The sequence below is a fragment of the Bacillus sp. AR4-2 genome (assembly GCF_008274865.1).
Classification (GTDB): Bacteria; Bacillota; Bacilli; order Bacillales; family Bacillaceae_G; genus Bacillus_A; species Bacillus_A cereus.
This window is the reverse complement of the sequence record NZ_CP031062.1, coordinates 1,421,821-1,437,926: the sequence shown is the minus strand read 5'-3', so window position 1 is coordinate 1,437,926 and position 16,106 is coordinate 1,421,821. Positions and strand designations below refer to the sequence as shown.

Sequence of the window (16,106 nt, the reverse complement as noted above, 5' to 3'; positions counted from 1 at the left end):
TTGATAGTCTTTAGTCGTCGCTACGCTGCATACCAGTATACATTAATACGAGACGTAATAATTCAAATACAGCTACAGCTGCAGCTGCTACATATGTTAATGCTGCCGCATTTAATACTTTACGAGCTTGCCCATATTCATCTGTTGATACAATACCTAACGCTTCAATTTGTTGCATTGCGCGCTTTGACGCATCAAACTCAACTGGCAATGTAACGAGCTGGAACACAACACCTGCTGCCATTAAAATGATACCTAATAACAATAGTTTTGACATTGTCGCAAATATACCAATCATAATAAATACCCATGATATATTCGATCCAAAATTAGCCACAGGAACTAACGAATGACGAATACGCATAAAGTTATAATCTTGTGCATCTTGAATTGCGTGTCCTACTTCGTGTGCTGCAACTGCTGTACCAGCAACTGAATGTCCATAATAGTTATCCGTTGATAATCGAACCGTCTTAGCGGTTGGATCATAATGGTCTGATAAATGACCTGGTGTTTCTTCTACAGCTACGTTGTATAATCCATTTTCATCTAAAATTTTTCGAGCCACTTCCGCTCCTGTCATACCTGATGTTGAATAAACTTGTGAATACTTGCTATAGGCACTACGTACTCTTGACTGTGCATACAACGGTATGATCATTATGATCGCGAAGTAAATTAAATAAAACATCATGAACCTCCATTGAAGTTTTAATTATAGTACTTCTCATTCTATTTTCTTCTGCCACTATTGTCAATGAATAAACCTTACAATCCATATCTTTATTTATTGCATTATCTATTTTTAGAATGTACATTACTTTTTCTTTTTTCTCTCTCTCCTTTATACTTTCTCCATCCAACATAAGTTAATGTGAATAAAATAAGTCCCCCAGTAATTGTCATAAACCAAATGAGAGAGGGTGCAATTTCATCTTTTTTTACTGTGTGAAATATCTTTTGCAAATCCCCTTTAATAATCCCTAATTGCATTTGGCCGCCTTTCGTTTTTAACATAACGTTACGAAATTCATCTAAATAAGATAAATGAACATTTACACGCTGGACCTCGTTTTCTGGCAAAGCAATCATTAAGCTTGGATAAATAATATTGAATTCATTTAAAAACGTATTTAACGTTTGTTGAAACTGCCCAGCATCTTCTTTTTCCATCGCTTTTTCCATTTGAGAAAAGGCATCCATTACTTTCCTTTCTCTTTCCATCCAAAGTGGTTGATATTTCGATACTTGTGCATCAACAGCAAGTTGTAATGCCAGCACATTATCAATTTTAGCTTGCTTACCTAAACCTTCTTCAGAGAGCGATTGTTGCGCCTTATCGTAAGCTAAAGAAATAACTCTAACTTGATCTGGTGTTACTTCCTGCTTCTTTTCATTCCCCTTTATTAAAAACTGCTCCGAGAAATGTTGTAATACTTGTACCGCTTTTTCATCTTCATTACGCTTCACTAACTGTAACGAGTCGTCTAACAACCCTGTTAGCTCATTCCACTCTTCAGCATATATACGTAACGGAAACATTATAATTAGAAATGCTATCAATCCAATTAATGTTCTCTTCATCCCGGTCCCCCCTTAACTACTAGTACAAAATATGTTAATTTGGACAAGAATAGAACAGAACTAGACCGAAAAATATATTATCGTTTTACAAAGAAAAAAATTCTCTTTAAGCAGAGAATTTTTTCTGTGACATCCTTTTCTTTTTTACAAGATATCTATATAAGCTGTAACAAAGTATACTCCCACCTAAAATGAATAATAAAATAGCACACGCAGCATGCATAAAGAACTCTTCTGGTAACATTAATATAATCGGATCCTTTTCAGGATCAAAAACCCAATAATCATTACTAAATAAAAGTTTATGGAATAATACAAAACTCTTTTCAAAATTAATAGCAATTGGTAACATAAGCGCTATCGGAAAAATGATTGTTAAAATCGATCCGTGCAGTAAAAACTTTTCATTTTTCTTTTTTAATAAATAAATTCCGCCTATCACTGCAATCATAATTGTCGCATACATCACATATTGAATCTTTACTAAAATATTTTTAACATCTACAAAATGAATACGGCCATTTGTGGACATATCTAATGTGGGCAAATGTAATGCTCCGTCATAAAACGGGGATAAATATGTAATAAGCACATCGTAATTTCTTTTAATTTCATCCTTCGTCATATCCGCTAAATCAGGAATATTTAAAAAATCAATTTCAAAATAATACAACCATTTTCCATACACAACTGCCGTTGTTGCTAGTGCAAAAATAGAAAATGCTATGCTATATGAAACAACTAAAGTAATCAATCGATCCAATATTTTTGTACCACTCTTATTTTTCTCCATGTTCTCCCCCTAAATGTTCTAACCATCATAAAGAAAATTGTTTTCTTTGCTCACGTAAGCAACAATAATATGTAATACATAGTACAGCAATACTTAACCAAAACGTAAAATAACCAATTTCCTCTACAAACAAATGCATAATTCCATATCGCGGCATTTGCCAAAATAAATAATCAATTGCATCGTTATGCAACGTCCACACAGCTGCTACTATAAAATGCCATTTTTTTATACGATAGAATGGAGCATATAAAAATCCTTGTATTGCCATCGCGAAGTGCGAAAGCATTAACATGTAGCCCATAAGGCCTATAGGCCCTTTTACGTAAATCATAATCGCGTTTACAACAACAGCCCAAATACCATATTTTATTAAAGTTACAATCGCTAACGCTTCTATTAATCCCCAGTTTCTCTTTGCCAAAAAAGCAATTAAAACAAAGACAAAAAAGAGAGTCGCCATAGGACTATCTGGTACAAACGGCCAAAATATAGGTGACGTTTCTTTCAATTGATTTCCGTACCATATAAATCCATAAATTGTACCTAATAAGTTAACAATTAATAAAAATAATAATACCGAGCGTTGTCTTAACATTGCATACAAGTACACCAATCCGTATGTCCAACACCTTTCAAGCAAAGTAATTCATTCACTAAATCCTACTCTATTATAACAAACTTCATCCAACTAAATAAAAAAGCTGACTACAAATTTTGTAGTCAGCTTTTTTATTATTTTTTATTATACTTTGCAACGAATTCCGAAAGCTTCTTCAGTTCCTCATCCGTACCTTTAAATACACCTTTAGGCATTGAACCTTTTCCCTCTTTCGCAATTTTAGCAATTTCTTCTGGCTTTAAAGTTAAGTTTTGCAGTGCCGGTGCTGCTGCCCCGCCTTGTAAATTGTCACCATGACATGTTAAACAAGTATTTTTTTGCATTAATTTATAGCCATCATCATTTTTATCAACTGGCGCTGTTTTTACAATTGCTCCTTGTTTTTTTGCAGCTTCCCAGTCGTGGTGTGCTACAGATTCCCAAGTTAAAAAGATAATCGATGCAATTGCTAAAAGCATAAATCCAGTTGCCACAGGACGCTTCAATGGACGTCTTTCTGGACCTCGATCAAGAAATGGAGCTAACAGTAATGCTCCAAACGCAATCCCTGGCATAATAAATGCTCCAATTACAGTAAATGAACCGGAAGCATACGAATACTTTAATAACTGATACAAGAATAAGAAATACCAATCTGGAAGTGGTATATATCCAGCATCTGTTGGGTCCGCCATTCTCTCAAGCGGCGACGGATGCGCCACTGTTAAACATAAATAACCGATTAAAAAAACTGCACCAACCATCCATTCTTTTAACAAGAAGTTCGGCCAAAATGCTTCTGTTTTCCCTGGGTATTCAGAATAGTCTTTTGGAATATTTGGTTTCCGAGCTACTGGTACCCGAGAATCTCCTACAAACTTCATCCCTTTGCCGCGATGCATAATCTCCCTCCTTTAGTTCTTTCCCCTTTAATTTAGCAATCTCTTATAGTGGACCGGAAATACCTTGTTTGCGAATCATGATGAAGTGGAAGGCCATTAAACCTAGAAGTGCTGCTGGTAAGAAGAAGACGTGAATAGCAAAGAAGCGAGTTAATGTTTGAGCGCCAACAATTTCGGAATGACCAGCGAGTAATGTTTTAATATAAGGACCAATGAGCGGTGTTTGCTCTGCAATTTGAATCCCTACTTTTGTAGCAAATAAAGCTTTCATATCCCACGGTAATAAATATCCGGTAAAACCAAGACCTAACATAACAAAGAAAATAAGAACACCAACAATCCAGTTTAACTCACGGGGCTTTTTATACGCACCTTGGAAGAAAACTCTGAGTGTATGTAAAAACATCATTACAATTACGAGACTAGCACCCCAGTGGTGCATACCACGAACAATTTGCCCATAAGCAACTTCATTCTGTAAATAGTAAACTGATTCCCAAGCATTTTTAATATCAGGCACATAATACATCGTCAAAAACATTCCAGATAAAATTTGAATTACAGTAACGAAAAAGGTAAGTCCTCCAAAGCAATAGACGAATGCAGAAAAGTGATGTGCCGGGTTTACATGTTCAGGTACTTCATGATCAGCGATATCACGCCATATTGGTGTAATATCTAATCTTTCATCCACCCAATCATAAATTTTATTTAACATCTACTTTGCACCCCCTCTTGGCTTCGCTTTTCCTAGATACAGCGTTCCATCTTTCACTTTAGACTCGTACACATCAAGCGGAGCAAGGGGTGGCGTACCTTTAATGTTAATCCCATCTTTTGTATAACGACCCCCGTGACATGGGCAAAAGAATTGATTCGGATGTGCTTTGTCCGAATTCCAGTTAACTGTACATCCTAAATGTTTACATACTGGAGAGAACGCAACAATGTCTCCGCTTTCATCTTTATGAACCCAAGCTGATTTTGGTTCTTCAGACTTGTACCAACCATCAACCTGCTTCACTTTAAAATCGAAACGCTTCGGCTCTGTTGTAATATCCTTTACTTGCGCAACAGCAACCATATCTGTTCCCGCTTCTTTTCTTAACACCGGATCAAGCGCAAATCGCGTCATCGGCATTAAAATACCGGCAGCCATAAAGCCTCCTACCCCTGTGAGTGTGTAATTTAAAAATTGTCTTCTTGACACGCGATGTTCTTTCTCGCTCACGAAAATTTCCCCCCTCTATCAGAAATTGTCCCCTCGTGATAAATTATATAAAAAATAAAAACTAGGACACTATCATGATATAATACGCTCATGCACAGGTCAATATCATACTACTCATAATAATAAGAACTTTCTGTTTATTATGAGTTTCCCCATTTCTCTTCCAACATCACCATTATATTTTTTATATGTGCATGAATAACTTCTCTTTTTGCTTGATCACTAAATTGTTCTAATGCTAATGAAGGAAACCAAAACAAATCTCCCTGTAACTCTTGCATATCCTCTTTCCATGAAAAATCACTTGTAACATAAGCAATATGCTTAAAACCTTCACTTCGTAAATGATTTGTCCATTCTTGCAAACGACCTTTTTCATTCTTTTGACTTTCTACCAAATACGTAAACGCAGGCAGTAAAAGCACTCTTCCCTTATACTCTCTTTCCAATTCCGTGCTCAACAATTCGATAAATTCACCTTGTTCTACAACCATTTTCATTTCTTTTGCTGCCGAAATTGATAACAGCGGTATTACTCCTGTATCAACATACTCTCTTGCTTGCTCAAACTGTTCCACATCTTTTACAATCCACTTCAAATTCCTTCCCTCCTTCACTTACAAATGACAGAACTTTCACTTTATATATATTAAACCATACTAAAAGAGGTAAAAAAAGAAAAACTACCCAATATAGGTAGTTTTTCTTGATGAAAGTCTGAAATTTGTAAAAATTTATTAATCCAAATAAATTCTATAAAGTTTTTAACTCTGCCGTTAATCTATGAAACGCTTCCTTATCTTGCTTATCTAACGCTTCATCAATTTGTTTCAAAAGGCGTTCTCTCCTAAACGAAAATACACTTTCTTCCAAAAACCTTTCTGCAAGTAAACGATCTTTTTCATTTACTTCAATATGCTTTGGTAGATATGGGTTTTCTTCTAATACAGCTACATAATTCGCATTTTGAAACGATGATTTAAAGTTGAGTTGAATATAAATATCCTCATCTCGATTTAAACGAATATCATGAAACGATTTTTCAGCATCTGTTGTCATAACATTTTGTTTAAAAAAGTGAAACGGTGTGTCTTTCACACAATTCGCTGACATCACTAAGCCACGCGGACAATATTTTGCATGCTCTACGAAGTGGACTTTATGCATCAATTGGTCGTGACTCATTAAATAATTCAGAATCCATACACATTCACGCTGTTTCAGTTGGTAATTATTCAAAAACCATTTTACAAAATCCTTCTTCTCGTTTACAGAAACAGGGGTATTCATAGCAATTAAGTCCCTCCTCTGTCTTTCTCTTTTCTTTTTAGATTCAAGAAGCGGCATTCAGTTTCCTTCCAACTTATGAAAAATCCTCTAAATTATATAACAACTCTTCAATATGAATTTGTGTCGGGTCTAGTTGTAATAACTGGGTAAATACTTCTTTCGCCTCTTTTCGTTTTCCTTCTTCCAATAAGAAATAACCGTACTCTTCTAAGAAGTCTGGATGATTCTTAAAAGAAGTATATGCACTTTCATAGTGTTTTAATGCATCCGAATACATTTCTAATTGTTTTTTTGCATACGCAAGATCCCAAAGTAGTTGTGTATCTGGTTCTCCACTATCAATAGCACGCTCTACAATTGCAATTAACTCTTCGTACTTTTCTTGTTCTTTTAAGATATATGCATATTTTAATGTTGCACCTAAATGCCCTGGATCTAACTCAAGCGCTTTTTGAAGAACTTCCTCTGCTTCTACTATTTTTCCTAATTTCGCCGCAATGTTCGCTAACTCTACATAAAATGGAACTGAAAGCTCATCTACTTTAATTCCTTCATGAAGCGTTTCATAGCTTTCTTGAAGCATTCCCTCTTTTTCATAGCTTTTCGCTAAATACATGTACAGTGATGCGTACTCAGGGTCTAATTCTTTTAGTTCTTGCCAAGCACCGATTGCTCTCTGATATTCTTCACCTTGGTATAATGTGAAGGCATATCCAAATAATGAGTGAATATCTTTTTGTTCCTCTAGGCCTGCTTCATAATAAGAAATCGCTTCTTCCCAGTTTCCGATCGCGCTTAACGTTTCTGCGAGGCGAAGTGCGATCACAACCCCACCCATTACTTTATGTTCCGCTAATAGCGATTCATAATAAGTAATTGCCTTTTGTTCTTCACCTTTACTACTATATAATTCTGCTAACCCAAACGTAATAACAGGTTCATCAGGCATCATTTCTTTCGCCTTTAATAGTTTTTGCTCTGCTACATCATCAAAACCTTGCATTTGGAATAAATCTGCAACAAGTAATAACGATTGAACATATAAATCGTCATTTTCTGGAATATCATGAAGCACTTCAATCGCTTCATCTTCTTTATCTAGATCAATATATAATTCTGCTAAAAATACAGTGAATTCACTTTCTTCTGGATACAGTAAACGTAAGTCTTCAGTAATTGCTAATGCCTCATCTGTAAATCCAAGTGTATGATAGTAACGAGCGATATCATACTTCTCTTCATCATTCGCAATTTTTAATTGTTCTTTTAATAATTGTAATCCTTTTTCCGCTTCACCATTTTCAATATATGAAACAGCTTGTTCAAACTTTTGCATAAACGTCTCCTTTAATTCTAAAAAATATTCTCTTCTGTTCATTTATCATAAGCAACTCACTGTTAGAACGCAACCTTTAGAATGAGCATGCTTCTTCTTATACTTCTTCCTACAGAGTAGTTAATTGTTCAAAAGGTTCGGATATGACACCGATACCTTATCATCATCTTCTATTGTACCGCTTTCTTTTATGACCGTGCAAATAACTTCTCTCACTAATTATCAAGCCATACAAACCGTGGTTTACAGAATAACTTAATTAGCAGTCTTCAACCTTTATTTTGAATGCGATAAAAAAGGCTCCTATAATAGGAGCCTTCACAATCTCTTAAGAATATGTTTCTTCTTTCTGTACTTGCTCATTTACAAGTTCTTTCAGTAACTCTATAATTTCATCATTTTCTTCCTTCAAACCGACAGTAATACGAATACCATCATCGATACCAAATGCAGCACCAGAACGAACGATATATCCTTTTTTCATTAATCGTTCGAAAGCTTCATTACCTGGTATACCGAGTTTTAAGAAAATGAAATTTGTTTGAGATGGATAATAGAATACGTTATATTCTTTACAAAATGCATAATACTGATTTAAACCTTCAGCATTCTTTTGCACACAATCTTGTAAAAAGGCTTGATCTTCTAATGCAGCAAGTGCTACAGATTGGGCTACAGTTGATGTATTGAATGGTAACCTAGCTACTTCTAGCTGTCCGATTAACTTCGCATCCCCAATCGCATATCCGATACGAAAAGCAGCTAAACCATATGCTTTTGAAAACGTGCGTAAAACCATAAGATTTTCATACTTTTCAAGAAGTGGTAATGTTTGCGGATAGTCTTCTGCTTCCGCGTATTCATAATATGCTTCGTCCATAATAACGAGAGCCGACTTAGGAACTGATTCTAAAAATGAAAGTAATTTTTGTTTCTCAACATATGTACCTGTTGGATTATTCGGATTACAAATCCATACAATTTTCGTTTTCTCATCTACTTGCTCTAGCATTGCATCTAAATCGTGAATACCATCTTTAAGTGATACTTCACGAACTTCTGCTCCTTCAATAACAGCATGGTGATGATATTGTGAAAACGTAGGATTCGCCATTACAACGTTTGTTCCTTCATGTAGTAACGCTCGGCTAATCATTTGAATGACTTCATCTAATCCACTACCAAATAGTAGTTGTTCTGCTTTTACACCTAAATGTTCCGCTACTTTTGTCCGAAGTTCAAAGGCATATCCATCTGGATAAAGGGCATATTGGCTCGCTAAAGAAGTTAATGCTTCTGTCACACGTGCTGAGCAACCGAATGGATTTTCATTGGATGCTAATTTCACAATTTTTGATAAACCATATTCTCTTTTTACTTCTTCAATGTTTTTCCCAGGCACATACGCTCTCAAAGTTAACAATTGCTCTTTCACTCTCATTTTTCTTCCCCCAGTCATTTCATTCAATTTGATTACAATACGGTTATAGCCCCTTACTGTAATCTTTTGTCATAACCATCACTATTACGAGAATACCTCTAAATGAGCACTTCACAGCACTTCGCTATCATTTTAAACCATATCTTTTTGAAATGCCTCTAACGCAATATGAACAGTCTCATCTGAAATAGATACGACATTCACTACCCCATATTCCTGCATAAGCACCATATGAATTGCTCCTGCATTTGCTTTCTTATCTTGTTTCATCAATTGAACGAGGCGCTCTACATTCAAATCGCTTGGCATTTTTGGATAGCCGTATTTCAAGAACCACTGCTTCATATCTTCATAAGCAAGATCAACCTTGTACACTTGCTCACTTAAAAATATGGCGAATAACATTCCAACCGCTACACCGTCACCGTGAGTAATATTTCCATACCCTAGCTCTTTTTCAAGAGCATGTCCTAACGTATGTCCAAAATTCAAATGAGCACGTACACCCTTCTCTGTTTCATCTTGTGACACAACATTTGCCTTTACAGGAATCGCCTTCGTTAATATATGGATTAACTTCCCATCATGAAGATCCGCTAATGTTTGTACTTCTTCTTTTAACCAATGGTATAGCTCCACATCACCGATAAGAGCATGCTTTATCACCTCTGCATAACCTGAACGCCACTCTTTTTCAGGAAGAGACTGTAAAAAAGGTGTATGATATACAACTGCTTCTGGCTGATGGAATGCACCAATCATATTTTTACCTAACGGATGGTTAATCGCTACTTTCCCACCCACTGCGCTATCGTGCGCTAATAAAGTTGTCGGAACCTGCACAAAGCGAATACCACGCATAAACGATGCAGCAACAAAACCAGCTAAATCTCCAATCATTCCGCCTCCAAGTGCAAGAATTAAAGAATTTCTATCTAATTTATTTTCAAGAGCTGACGTATGAGCCGCATAGAAATTTTCGAAAGACTTCTCTTTTTCGCCACTTGGTACAACAAACGAAAACACGTGCTGCTCTACTTGTAATGCATCGATAACTGTCTGTAAATGTAGTGATGCAACAGCTTCATCTGAAATAATCATTACGTTAGATACCGCTGGCTGCATATTTTGAACGATCGTTGTTAAGTTTGACAACACTTCTTTACCAACATGTACATCATATTCTTTTGATTTCGTTTGAATATGTATGTTTCCCATTAAAATCCCCTCGCATATTCATTATGTTTCTCAATATTTTCACGAATTAGTTCCATACGATCTAATCCGAATTGTTCTATTAAAGCTGTCGCTAATTCCCAAGCCACAACCGCTTCTGCAACGACACTAGCTGCTGGCACTGCACAACTATCTGAACGTTCAATGCTCGCTGTAAAAGACTCTTTCGTATCAATATCTACACTTTGAAGAGGTTTATAAAGTGTAGGTATCGGTTTCATCACACCGCGCACAACAATTGGCATTCCAGTCGTCATACCGCCTTCTAATCCCCCTGCATTATTTGTTCTTCGTGTATATCCATGCTCCTCATTCCACAGAATTTCATCATGAACTTCACTTCCTGGTCTATGCGCTGCTTCAAAACCAATTCCAATCTCGACACCTTTAAAAGCATTAATACTCATAATTGCAGCTGCTAATTTCGCATCCAGTTTTCGATCATAATGCACGTAGCTACCTACTCCAATTGGCATCCCTTCCACAATTACTTCAACGATTCCACCAATTGAATCACCATTTGCTTTCGCATCATCAATCGCTTTCATCATTTGGTTACCAGCTTCGTCATCTAAGCAACGTACAGGAGATGCTTCGGTAATACTCTTTAATTCTTCAATTGAACTATACGTAATCTCCTTAGCTTGTACACCGCCAATTTCAATTACATGGCCCGCTACTTTAATACCAAGTTCTGCTAACACCTTTTTAGCAACCGCACCAGCAGCAACACGCACCGTCGTTTCGCGCGCTGACGAACGTTCCAGTACATTCCTCATATCTCTATGACCATATTTAATCGCACCATTTAAATCAGCATGCCCAGGCCTTGGTTTTGTCACTTTCCTTTTCATCTCTTTTTCTTCTTGCTCAGTTAAAGGCTCCGCCCCCATAATTTTTGTCCAGTGTGCAAAATCACGATTTTCAACAACAAGTGCAATAGGGGAACCTAATGTTTCTCCATGTCTAACACCACTTAAAATTTGCACTTGATCCGTTTCAATTTGCATGCGTCTACCGCGCCCATATCCCTTTTGCCTTCTAGCTAACTCTTCGTTTATATCATCTGCTACTAAAGACAATCCTGCCGGAACACCTTCTATAATCGTTGTAAGTTGTGGACCATGAGATTCACCAGCTGTAATATATCGCATACGTTATTCCTCTTTTCGTATATGTATTTATCTCACTATATTAACTTTTATCATTCTAAAAATATTAAAGAAATTATATCATAAATCGACCATTTTCTTATTCTATATTTCCGATAGTCCTAATTTAAATATCAATATATCATAACAGTTCAAACTTCGTAACTAACTGAAAATAAAAAAAGTGCAAGAAGAATACCCCTATTCTCCTTGCACTTTTTACTATTATCACAGTGATTAAAGCGTTTACAAATTATTTCAAAATAATTAGTAAATCCATTCATTCATTAATTTTGAGTAGTCAACTAATTCTTCTTCTTTAAAGAAAATAGCAATCTCGCGCTCTGCGCTTTCTAAAGAATCAGAACCATGGATAATGTTTTTCGCAACAGTTACACCGAAATCTCCACGAATTGTTCCAGGAGCTGCTTCATGTGGTCTTGTTTTCCCCATCATGTTACGAGCTGTATCTACTACACCTTCACCTTGCCATACCATTGCGAATACAGGTCCAGATGTAATAAAGTCTACTAACTCACCAAAGAAAGGTTTTTCCTTATGCTCAGCGTAGTGTTGTCCAGCAATTTCTGGAGTGACTTGCATTAATTTTGCACCAACTAATTGAAAGCCTTTTTTCTCAAAACGAGCTACAATTTCCCCAATGAAGGCACGTTGTACACCGTCTGGTTTTACCATTAGAAATGTTTTTTCCATAAAAAATCTCTCCACTTCTGAATTATGTATGTAATTGTATATCCCCACACACATATTATCACCCTTATCACAATTGTGCAATAGTTTTGAAATAGAGAGATTATTTTATTTTTTAGAATAAACCTTAAAATTTTCGTTTTCCAATATACTTTGCAACATTTTGTAATGCGTACTTTGCTTTTCCACGTGGGAGTGGTTTTATTATTTCTAAAGCTTTATGTAAATAACGTTCACTAAACGCAAATGCTTGATCAATTGCTGTACTATTTTTTACAGCATCAATAATTTCTTGCATTTCACTTGCTGTTGAATTTTCATGTACAGATGTGATTTTCTGACGAAGTACGGGATCTTCCATCGCATATAAAGCAGGAAGTGTAATATTCCCTTGTAGTAAATCTCCACCAGCAGGTTTTCCAAGTTTCTCTTCTGTAGAAACGAAGTCTAAAATGTCATCAATAATTTGATAAGACATTCCTACAAAATACCCATACCAAAATAGACGATTTACCGTATCACGATTAGCACCAGCAGCAATCGCTCCCAATTGACAACTCGCGGCAATTAATAATGCTGTTTTTCGCTTTATTCTTCTTAAATACGTTCTTAAATTTTGGTCATAATTGTATTTATCTTTAATTTGTTCAATTTCACCTTTACAGACTTCTAAAATAGTATGTGATAACGCTTGATGTGCCTCTGGAATTTCGATATTGGTTATACATTCAAGAGACTTAGCGAACAGATAGTCCCCTGTATACATCGCAATACGATCTCCCCATTTCGCATTCACAGTCGCACTGCCGCGTCGTAAAAATGCAGCATCAATAACATCATCGTGAACAAGAGAAGCCATATGAATAAGTTCTAACGCAACAGCAACATGCTTAATCGCATCTAACTTATAATCTCCAAATTTCCCTGCAAGCAACACAAATACAGGACGAATTCGTTTCCCACCAGCTTCAATCAGCTGTAATGCTGCCTCTTCTACTAATGGCTGTTCAGAAGCGACTGTCTTTTTTAATTCTTTTTCTATCACATTAATATCCGATCGTAAAAAAGAGTACATAAGTTGTAACTTCATATTGTTCACCTTAACCTAAAACTTCTTTTTTCTATTTTGATTCTGGTTTAATACCTAAATGCATTGCTGCTACCCCAAAAGTAAATGGTTTCACTTGCACACGTTCAAGTCCAGCTTGCTCAAACATTTGAGCCAATTCTTTCATCCCTGGGAACGTACTAGCAGATTCTTGAAGCCATGAATATTCTTTATAACTTTTCGCAAACATCTTTCCAAATAATGGCATGATATATTTAAAGTATAAAATATACCCTTGTCGAAAACCAATCATTGTTGGTTGAGATGTTTCTAAACAGATTACTTTTCCACCTGGTTTTACTACACGCGTCATTTCTTTTAATACGTGCATATAATCCGGTACGTTACGTAAACCAAACCCAATCGTCACATAATCAAACGTATTATCTTCAAACGGAAGTTCCATTGCATTCCCATGTAGAAGTTCTACTTGTTTTAATTGTAACGCCTCTACCTTTTGCTTACCGACAGATAACATATTTTCACTGAAGTCTAAGCCAACAACCTTTCCTTGCTCACCTACGGCTCCAGCTAGCGCAATTGTCCAATCTGCGGTTCCACAGCATACATCAAGCGCTTGACTGCCTGGTTGTACATCCATAATTCGCATCGTTTCTTTCCGCCACGCTTTATGTCTTTGAAAACTAATTACAGAATTCATCACATCGTATTTATCAGAAATCTTTTCAAATACGTCATGTACTCTTTCTTCTTTTGATTGTTGCATGCTCGTACCTTCTTCCAATGTAAAATTGCTTATGTCTTCTATTTATTCCTTAACACAGAATTTATTTCATTTATGTCTGTGTGATTTTCTAAAAATTGTTTTTCTTTCTTTCTCAATTCCTTCATCCAACCATTAATCACTACTTCTGCTTTATCCCCTAAAGCATCTTGCATAGCTTGAAAAACAGGTGAATGTTGCTTATCAGCATACAATTGAATTTCTTTTTGAAGGCGATTTCCACCTAATACGTATGTGATAAATGGTTTCCAATGTGATAACTGAAAATGATCACATGTTTTTTGAAGGAGCGCAGACTCAATCGTTACTATGCTTTTCATTATGTCATCCGTCGTTTCATGCGCTTTTTGGTATAACATAATTTTGTGTTCATTTATCTCTTTAATTCCTTCAGCAAGTGCACGAATTAAAACAATATCACGATTCATAGACAATAAATAATAATATAGTCCACTATAGTAATCGCCTGCAAGTACTGTTAATTGACGACATTTATGGAATCCAATCTCTTCCTCGCCTGCTTTATTCGATACCCTTTCATGCGTATCAAGCGCAATTTGTACAAGCATAATTGTTACTACGTAATGCTCAATTTGTTCTATATGTAAGTTTGCACTCTTTAAAGCACCATATAACAATGCTATCTTTTCTTCATCAATAAATGGTTCTTCAATATAGTTTATAAAATAAGGATGGCGTAATTTCTCCATCAATTTTTCTTTTATACCCGCATACCCTCCGTAGATGTCACACACAAAAAATCACCCTTGTTTTCTAATTCATAAAACTTATTATAACACATACACTCTATTTTCTATAACCAAAACTTGGCTACACCTACCATTCATGTAAGCAATCTTTCTAATCTCACTCTGTCTAGTTAAAACTATATCATTTATTTACTAAAAAAAAAAAAAAGAAAAGCAGTTTCCCGCTTTTCTTTACTTCGTTTTAATAAACGATAAAATTTCACTGCGCGCTGCAGCATCATTTTCAAGCACACCACGCACTGCTGTCGTTACTGTTTTCGCACCTGGTTTTTTCACACCACGCATCGTCATACACATATGTTCTGCTTCTACTACTACCATTACACCATGAGGCTCTAGTACTTCCATAATAGAGTTCGCTACTGTTGATGTAATACGTTCTTGCAGTTGTGGGCGACGTGCAATTGTATCTACGGTACGAGCTAATTTACTTAACCCTGTTACCTTTCCACCTTGCGGAATATATGCAACGTGAGCAACTCCATAGAATGGTACTAAATGATGCTCACACATCGAATAAAATGGTATATCTTTTACTAGTACAAGCTCTTCGTGATCTTCTCCGAATACTTTATGCAAATGCTCTTTCGGATCTTCATGCATACCTGAGAACACTTCTGCGTACATTTTTGCAACACGCTTTGGTGTATCAAGTACTCCCTCACGATTTGGGTCATCCCCAATCGCCTCTAAAATAAGGCGTACTGCATGTTCAATTTGTTCTAAATTAACTTTTGCCATCCGCTAGCCCTCCCGAAAACCTAAAAGTGATACGAACACATTCTAGCATATTTATGTTTTTAAAAGCAAAAAGAAGAGTTCCCAAAAAGGAAACTCTTCTTCCCTGTTAATATGTAAGGATTATTTAACCGCATCTTTTAACGCTTTACCAGGTTTGAATGCAGGTACTTTACTTGCAGCGATTTCAATCTCCTCACCTGTTTGTGGGTTACGACCTTTACGAGCCGCACGCTCACGAACTTCGAAGTTACCGAATCCGATCAGTTGTACTTTATCACCTTGTTTTAAAGCTTCTAAGATAGAATCAAAAACAGCGTCTACTGCTTTTGTTGCGTCCTTTTTAGAAAGGGAACTTGCTTCTGCAACAGCATTGATTAAATCTGTCTTGTTCATGCCATTCACCTCCTCCCAAAGATAAGACTGTATAATGATCATAAAATGAGTCTTACTTTCATTTGTAGGCAAT

General features: G+C 36.1%; 19 protein-coding genes. All 19 read right to left on the bottom strand.

The window, feature by feature from the left end:
• Positions 1 to 10: 10 nt before the first annotated feature.
• The 19 genes from DN399_RS07540 to DN399_RS07450 all read right to left on the bottom strand — a co-directional run bounded on the left by DN399_RS07540 (position 11) and on the right by DN399_RS07450 (position 16,033).
• The gene (locus tag DN399_RS07540; RefSeq protein WP_011109966.1) at positions 11 to 694 is read right to left on the bottom strand and encodes a zinc metallopeptidase; all 684 of its coding nucleotides are present in this window, start codon (positions 692 to 694) and stop codon (positions 11 to 13) included.
• Positions 695 to 795: 101 nt separating this feature from the next.
• Entirely contained in the window at positions 796 to 1,584 is a 789-nt protein-coding gene (gene ypjB / locus DN399_RS07535) for a sporulation protein YpjB (RefSeq protein ID WP_000831584.1), read from the bottom strand.
• A 106-nt stretch (positions 1,585 to 1,690) separates the two neighbouring features.
• Positions 1,691 to 2,377 (bottom strand): lipoprotein intramolecular transacylase Lit, encoded by a 687-nt coding sequence (lit, locus tag DN399_RS07530; RefSeq protein WP_000414378.1) that lies wholly within the window; start codon positions 2,375 to 2,377, stop codon positions 1,691 to 1,693.
• A 25-nt stretch (positions 2,378 to 2,402) separates the two neighbouring features.
• Positions 2,403 to 2,993, bottom strand: a complete 591-nt coding sequence (gene lhaT / locus DN399_RS07525) for a lipoprotein heptaprenylglyceryl N-acetyltransferase LhaT (RefSeq protein WP_025709269.1) — start codon at positions 2,991 to 2,993, stop codon at positions 2,403 to 2,405.
• Positions 2,994 to 3,112: 119 nt separating this feature from the next.
• Positions 3,113 to 3,880: a menaquinol-cytochrome c reductase cytochrome b/c subunit gene (qcrC, locus tag DN399_RS07520; protein WP_000554603.1), complete on the bottom strand. Its 768-nt coding sequence runs from the start codon at positions 3,878 to 3,880 to the stop codon at positions 3,113 to 3,115.
• Positions 3,881 to 3,923: 43 nt separating this feature from the next.
• Complete coding sequence (qcrB, locus tag DN399_RS07515; protein WP_000932700.1) at positions 3,924 to 4,598, bottom strand: menaquinol-cytochrome c reductase cytochrome b subunit; 675 nt, start codon at positions 4,596 to 4,598, stop codon at positions 3,924 to 3,926.
• Positions 4,599 to 5,111, bottom strand: a complete 513-nt coding sequence (qcrA, locus tag DN399_RS07510; protein WP_001290418.1) for a menaquinol-cytochrome c reductase iron-sulfur subunit — start codon at positions 5,109 to 5,111, stop codon at positions 4,599 to 4,601. It lies immediately after the preceding gene.
• A 140-nt stretch (positions 5,112 to 5,251) separates the two neighbouring features.
• Entirely contained in the window at positions 5,252 to 5,710 is a 459-nt protein-coding gene (locus tag DN399_RS07505; RefSeq protein ID WP_000871313.1) for a YpiF family protein, read from the bottom strand.
• 154 nt (positions 5,711 to 5,864) lie between these two features.
• Positions 5,865 to 6,401, bottom strand: coding sequence for a ReoY family proteolytic degradation factor (locus DN399_RS07500; protein ID WP_001095925.1), 537 nt, complete (start codon positions 6,399 to 6,401; stop codon positions 5,865 to 5,867).
• A gap of 73 nt (positions 6,402 to 6,474) precedes the next feature.
• The gene (locus DN399_RS07495) at positions 6,475 to 7,737 is read right to left on the bottom strand and encodes a tetratricopeptide repeat protein (protein WP_001168671.1); all 1,263 of its coding nucleotides are present in this window, start codon (positions 7,735 to 7,737) and stop codon (positions 6,475 to 6,477) included.
• A 328-nt stretch (positions 7,738 to 8,065) separates the two neighbouring features.
• Positions 8,066 to 9,178, bottom strand: coding sequence for a histidinol-phosphate transaminase (gene hisC / locus DN399_RS07490; RefSeq protein WP_001264023.1), 1,113 nt, complete (start codon positions 9,176 to 9,178; stop codon positions 8,066 to 8,068).
• Positions 9,179 to 9,310: 132 nt separating this feature from the next.
• Positions 9,311 to 10,396 carry a 3-dehydroquinate synthase gene (gene aroB, locus DN399_RS07485; RefSeq protein ID WP_074618955.1) on the bottom strand — a complete coding sequence of 362 codons (1,086 nt, stop codon included), beginning with the start codon at positions 10,394 to 10,396 and terminating at the stop codon, positions 9,311 to 9,313.
• Positions 10,396 to 11,568 (bottom strand): chorismate synthase, encoded by a 1,173-nt coding sequence (gene aroC, locus DN399_RS07480; protein ID WP_149149428.1) that lies wholly within the window; start codon positions 11,566 to 11,568, stop codon positions 10,396 to 10,398. The genes aroB and aroC overlap by 1 nt, the downstream gene beginning before the upstream one ends.
• A 264-nt stretch (positions 11,569 to 11,832) precedes the next feature.
• Positions 11,833 to 12,279, bottom strand: coding sequence for a nucleoside-diphosphate kinase (gene ndk / locus DN399_RS07475; RefSeq protein ID WP_000415883.1), 447 nt, complete (start codon positions 12,277 to 12,279; stop codon positions 11,833 to 11,835).
• A gap of 124 nt (positions 12,280 to 12,403) precedes the next feature.
• Positions 12,404 to 13,366, bottom strand: coding sequence for a heptaprenyl diphosphate synthase component II (gene hepT / locus DN399_RS07470; protein WP_000776077.1), 963 nt, complete (start codon positions 13,364 to 13,366; stop codon positions 12,404 to 12,406).
• A gap of 31 nt (positions 13,367 to 13,397) precedes the next feature.
• Positions 13,398 to 14,111, bottom strand: coding sequence for a 2-heptaprenyl-1,4-naphthoquinone methyltransferase (gene menG / locus DN399_RS07465; RefSeq protein WP_001187674.1), 714 nt, complete (start codon positions 14,109 to 14,111; stop codon positions 13,398 to 13,400).
• A gap of 38 nt (positions 14,112 to 14,149) precedes the next feature.
• Positions 14,150 to 14,884, bottom strand: a complete 735-nt coding sequence (locus tag DN399_RS07460; RefSeq protein WP_000332854.1) for a heptaprenyl diphosphate synthase component 1 — start codon at positions 14,882 to 14,884, stop codon at positions 14,150 to 14,152.
• Positions 14,885 to 15,070: 186 nt separating this feature from the next.
• Positions 15,071 to 15,640, bottom strand: a complete 570-nt coding sequence (folE, locus tag DN399_RS07455; protein WP_001151482.1) for a GTP cyclohydrolase I FolE — start codon at positions 15,638 to 15,640, stop codon at positions 15,071 to 15,073.
• Positions 15,641 to 15,760: 120 nt separating this feature from the next.
• Complete coding sequence (locus DN399_RS07450) at positions 15,761 to 16,033, bottom strand: HU family DNA-binding protein (protein ID WP_001043860.1); 273 nt, start codon at positions 16,031 to 16,033, stop codon at positions 15,761 to 15,763.
• Between the last annotated feature and the right edge of the window lie 73 nt (positions 16,034 to 16,106).

What these genes read in the sequence shown, in the direction of transcription:
- hepT (WP_000776077.1), bottom strand. Translation starts at nt 13,366, where the DNA reads ATGAAGTTACAACTTATGTACTCTTTTTTACGATCGGATATTAATGTG.
- DN399_RS07500 (WP_001095925.1), bottom strand. Translation starts at nt 6,401, where the DNA reads ATGAATACCCCTGTTTCTGTAAACGAGAAGAAGGATTTTGTAAAATGG.
- folE (WP_001151482.1), bottom strand. Translation starts at nt 15,640, where the DNA reads ATGGCAAAAGTTAATTTAGAACAAATTGAACATGCAGTACGCCTTATT.
- qcrC (WP_000554603.1), bottom strand. Translation starts at nt 3,880, where the DNA reads ATGCATCGCGGCAAAGGGATGAAGTTTGTAGGAGATTCTCGGGTACCA.
- aroB (WP_074618955.1), bottom strand. Translation starts at nt 10,396, where the DNA reads ATGGGAAACATACATATTCAAACGAAATCAAAAGAATATGATGTACAT.
- menG (WP_001187674.1), bottom strand. Translation starts at nt 14,111, where the DNA reads ATGCAACAATCAAAAGAAGAAAGAGTACATGACGTATTTGAAAAGATT.
- ndk (WP_000415883.1), bottom strand. Translation starts at nt 12,279, where the DNA reads ATGGAAAAAACATTTCTAATGGTAAAACCAGACGGTGTACAACGTGCC.
- aroC (WP_149149428.1), bottom strand. Translation starts at nt 11,568, where the DNA reads ATGCGATATATTACAGCTGGTGAATCTCATGGTCCACAACTTACAACG.
- qcrB (WP_000932700.1), bottom strand. Translation starts at nt 4,598, where the DNA reads ATGTTAAATAAAATTTATGATTGGGTGGATGAAAGATTAGATATTACA.
- DN399_RS07495 (WP_001168671.1), bottom strand. Translation starts at nt 7,737, where the DNA reads ATGCAAAAGTTTGAACAAGCTGTTTCATATATTGAAAATGGTGAAGCG.
- DN399_RS07450 (WP_001043860.1), bottom strand. Translation starts at nt 16,033, where the DNA reads ATGAACAAGACAGATTTAATCAATGCTGTTGCAGAAGCAAGTTCCCTT.
- ypjB (WP_000831584.1), bottom strand. Translation starts at nt 1,584, where the DNA reads ATGAAGAGAACATTAATTGGATTGATAGCATTTCTAATTATAATGTTT.
- lit (WP_000414378.1), bottom strand. Translation starts at nt 2,377, where the DNA reads ATGGAGAAAAATAAGAGTGGTACAAAAATATTGGATCGATTGATTACT.
- hisC (WP_001264023.1), bottom strand. Translation starts at nt 9,178, where the DNA reads ATGAGAGTGAAAGAGCAATTGTTAACTTTGAGAGCGTATGTGCCTGGG.
- DN399_RS07540 (WP_011109966.1), bottom strand. Translation starts at nt 694, where the DNA reads ATGATGTTTTATTTAATTTACTTCGCGATCATAATGATCATACCGTTG.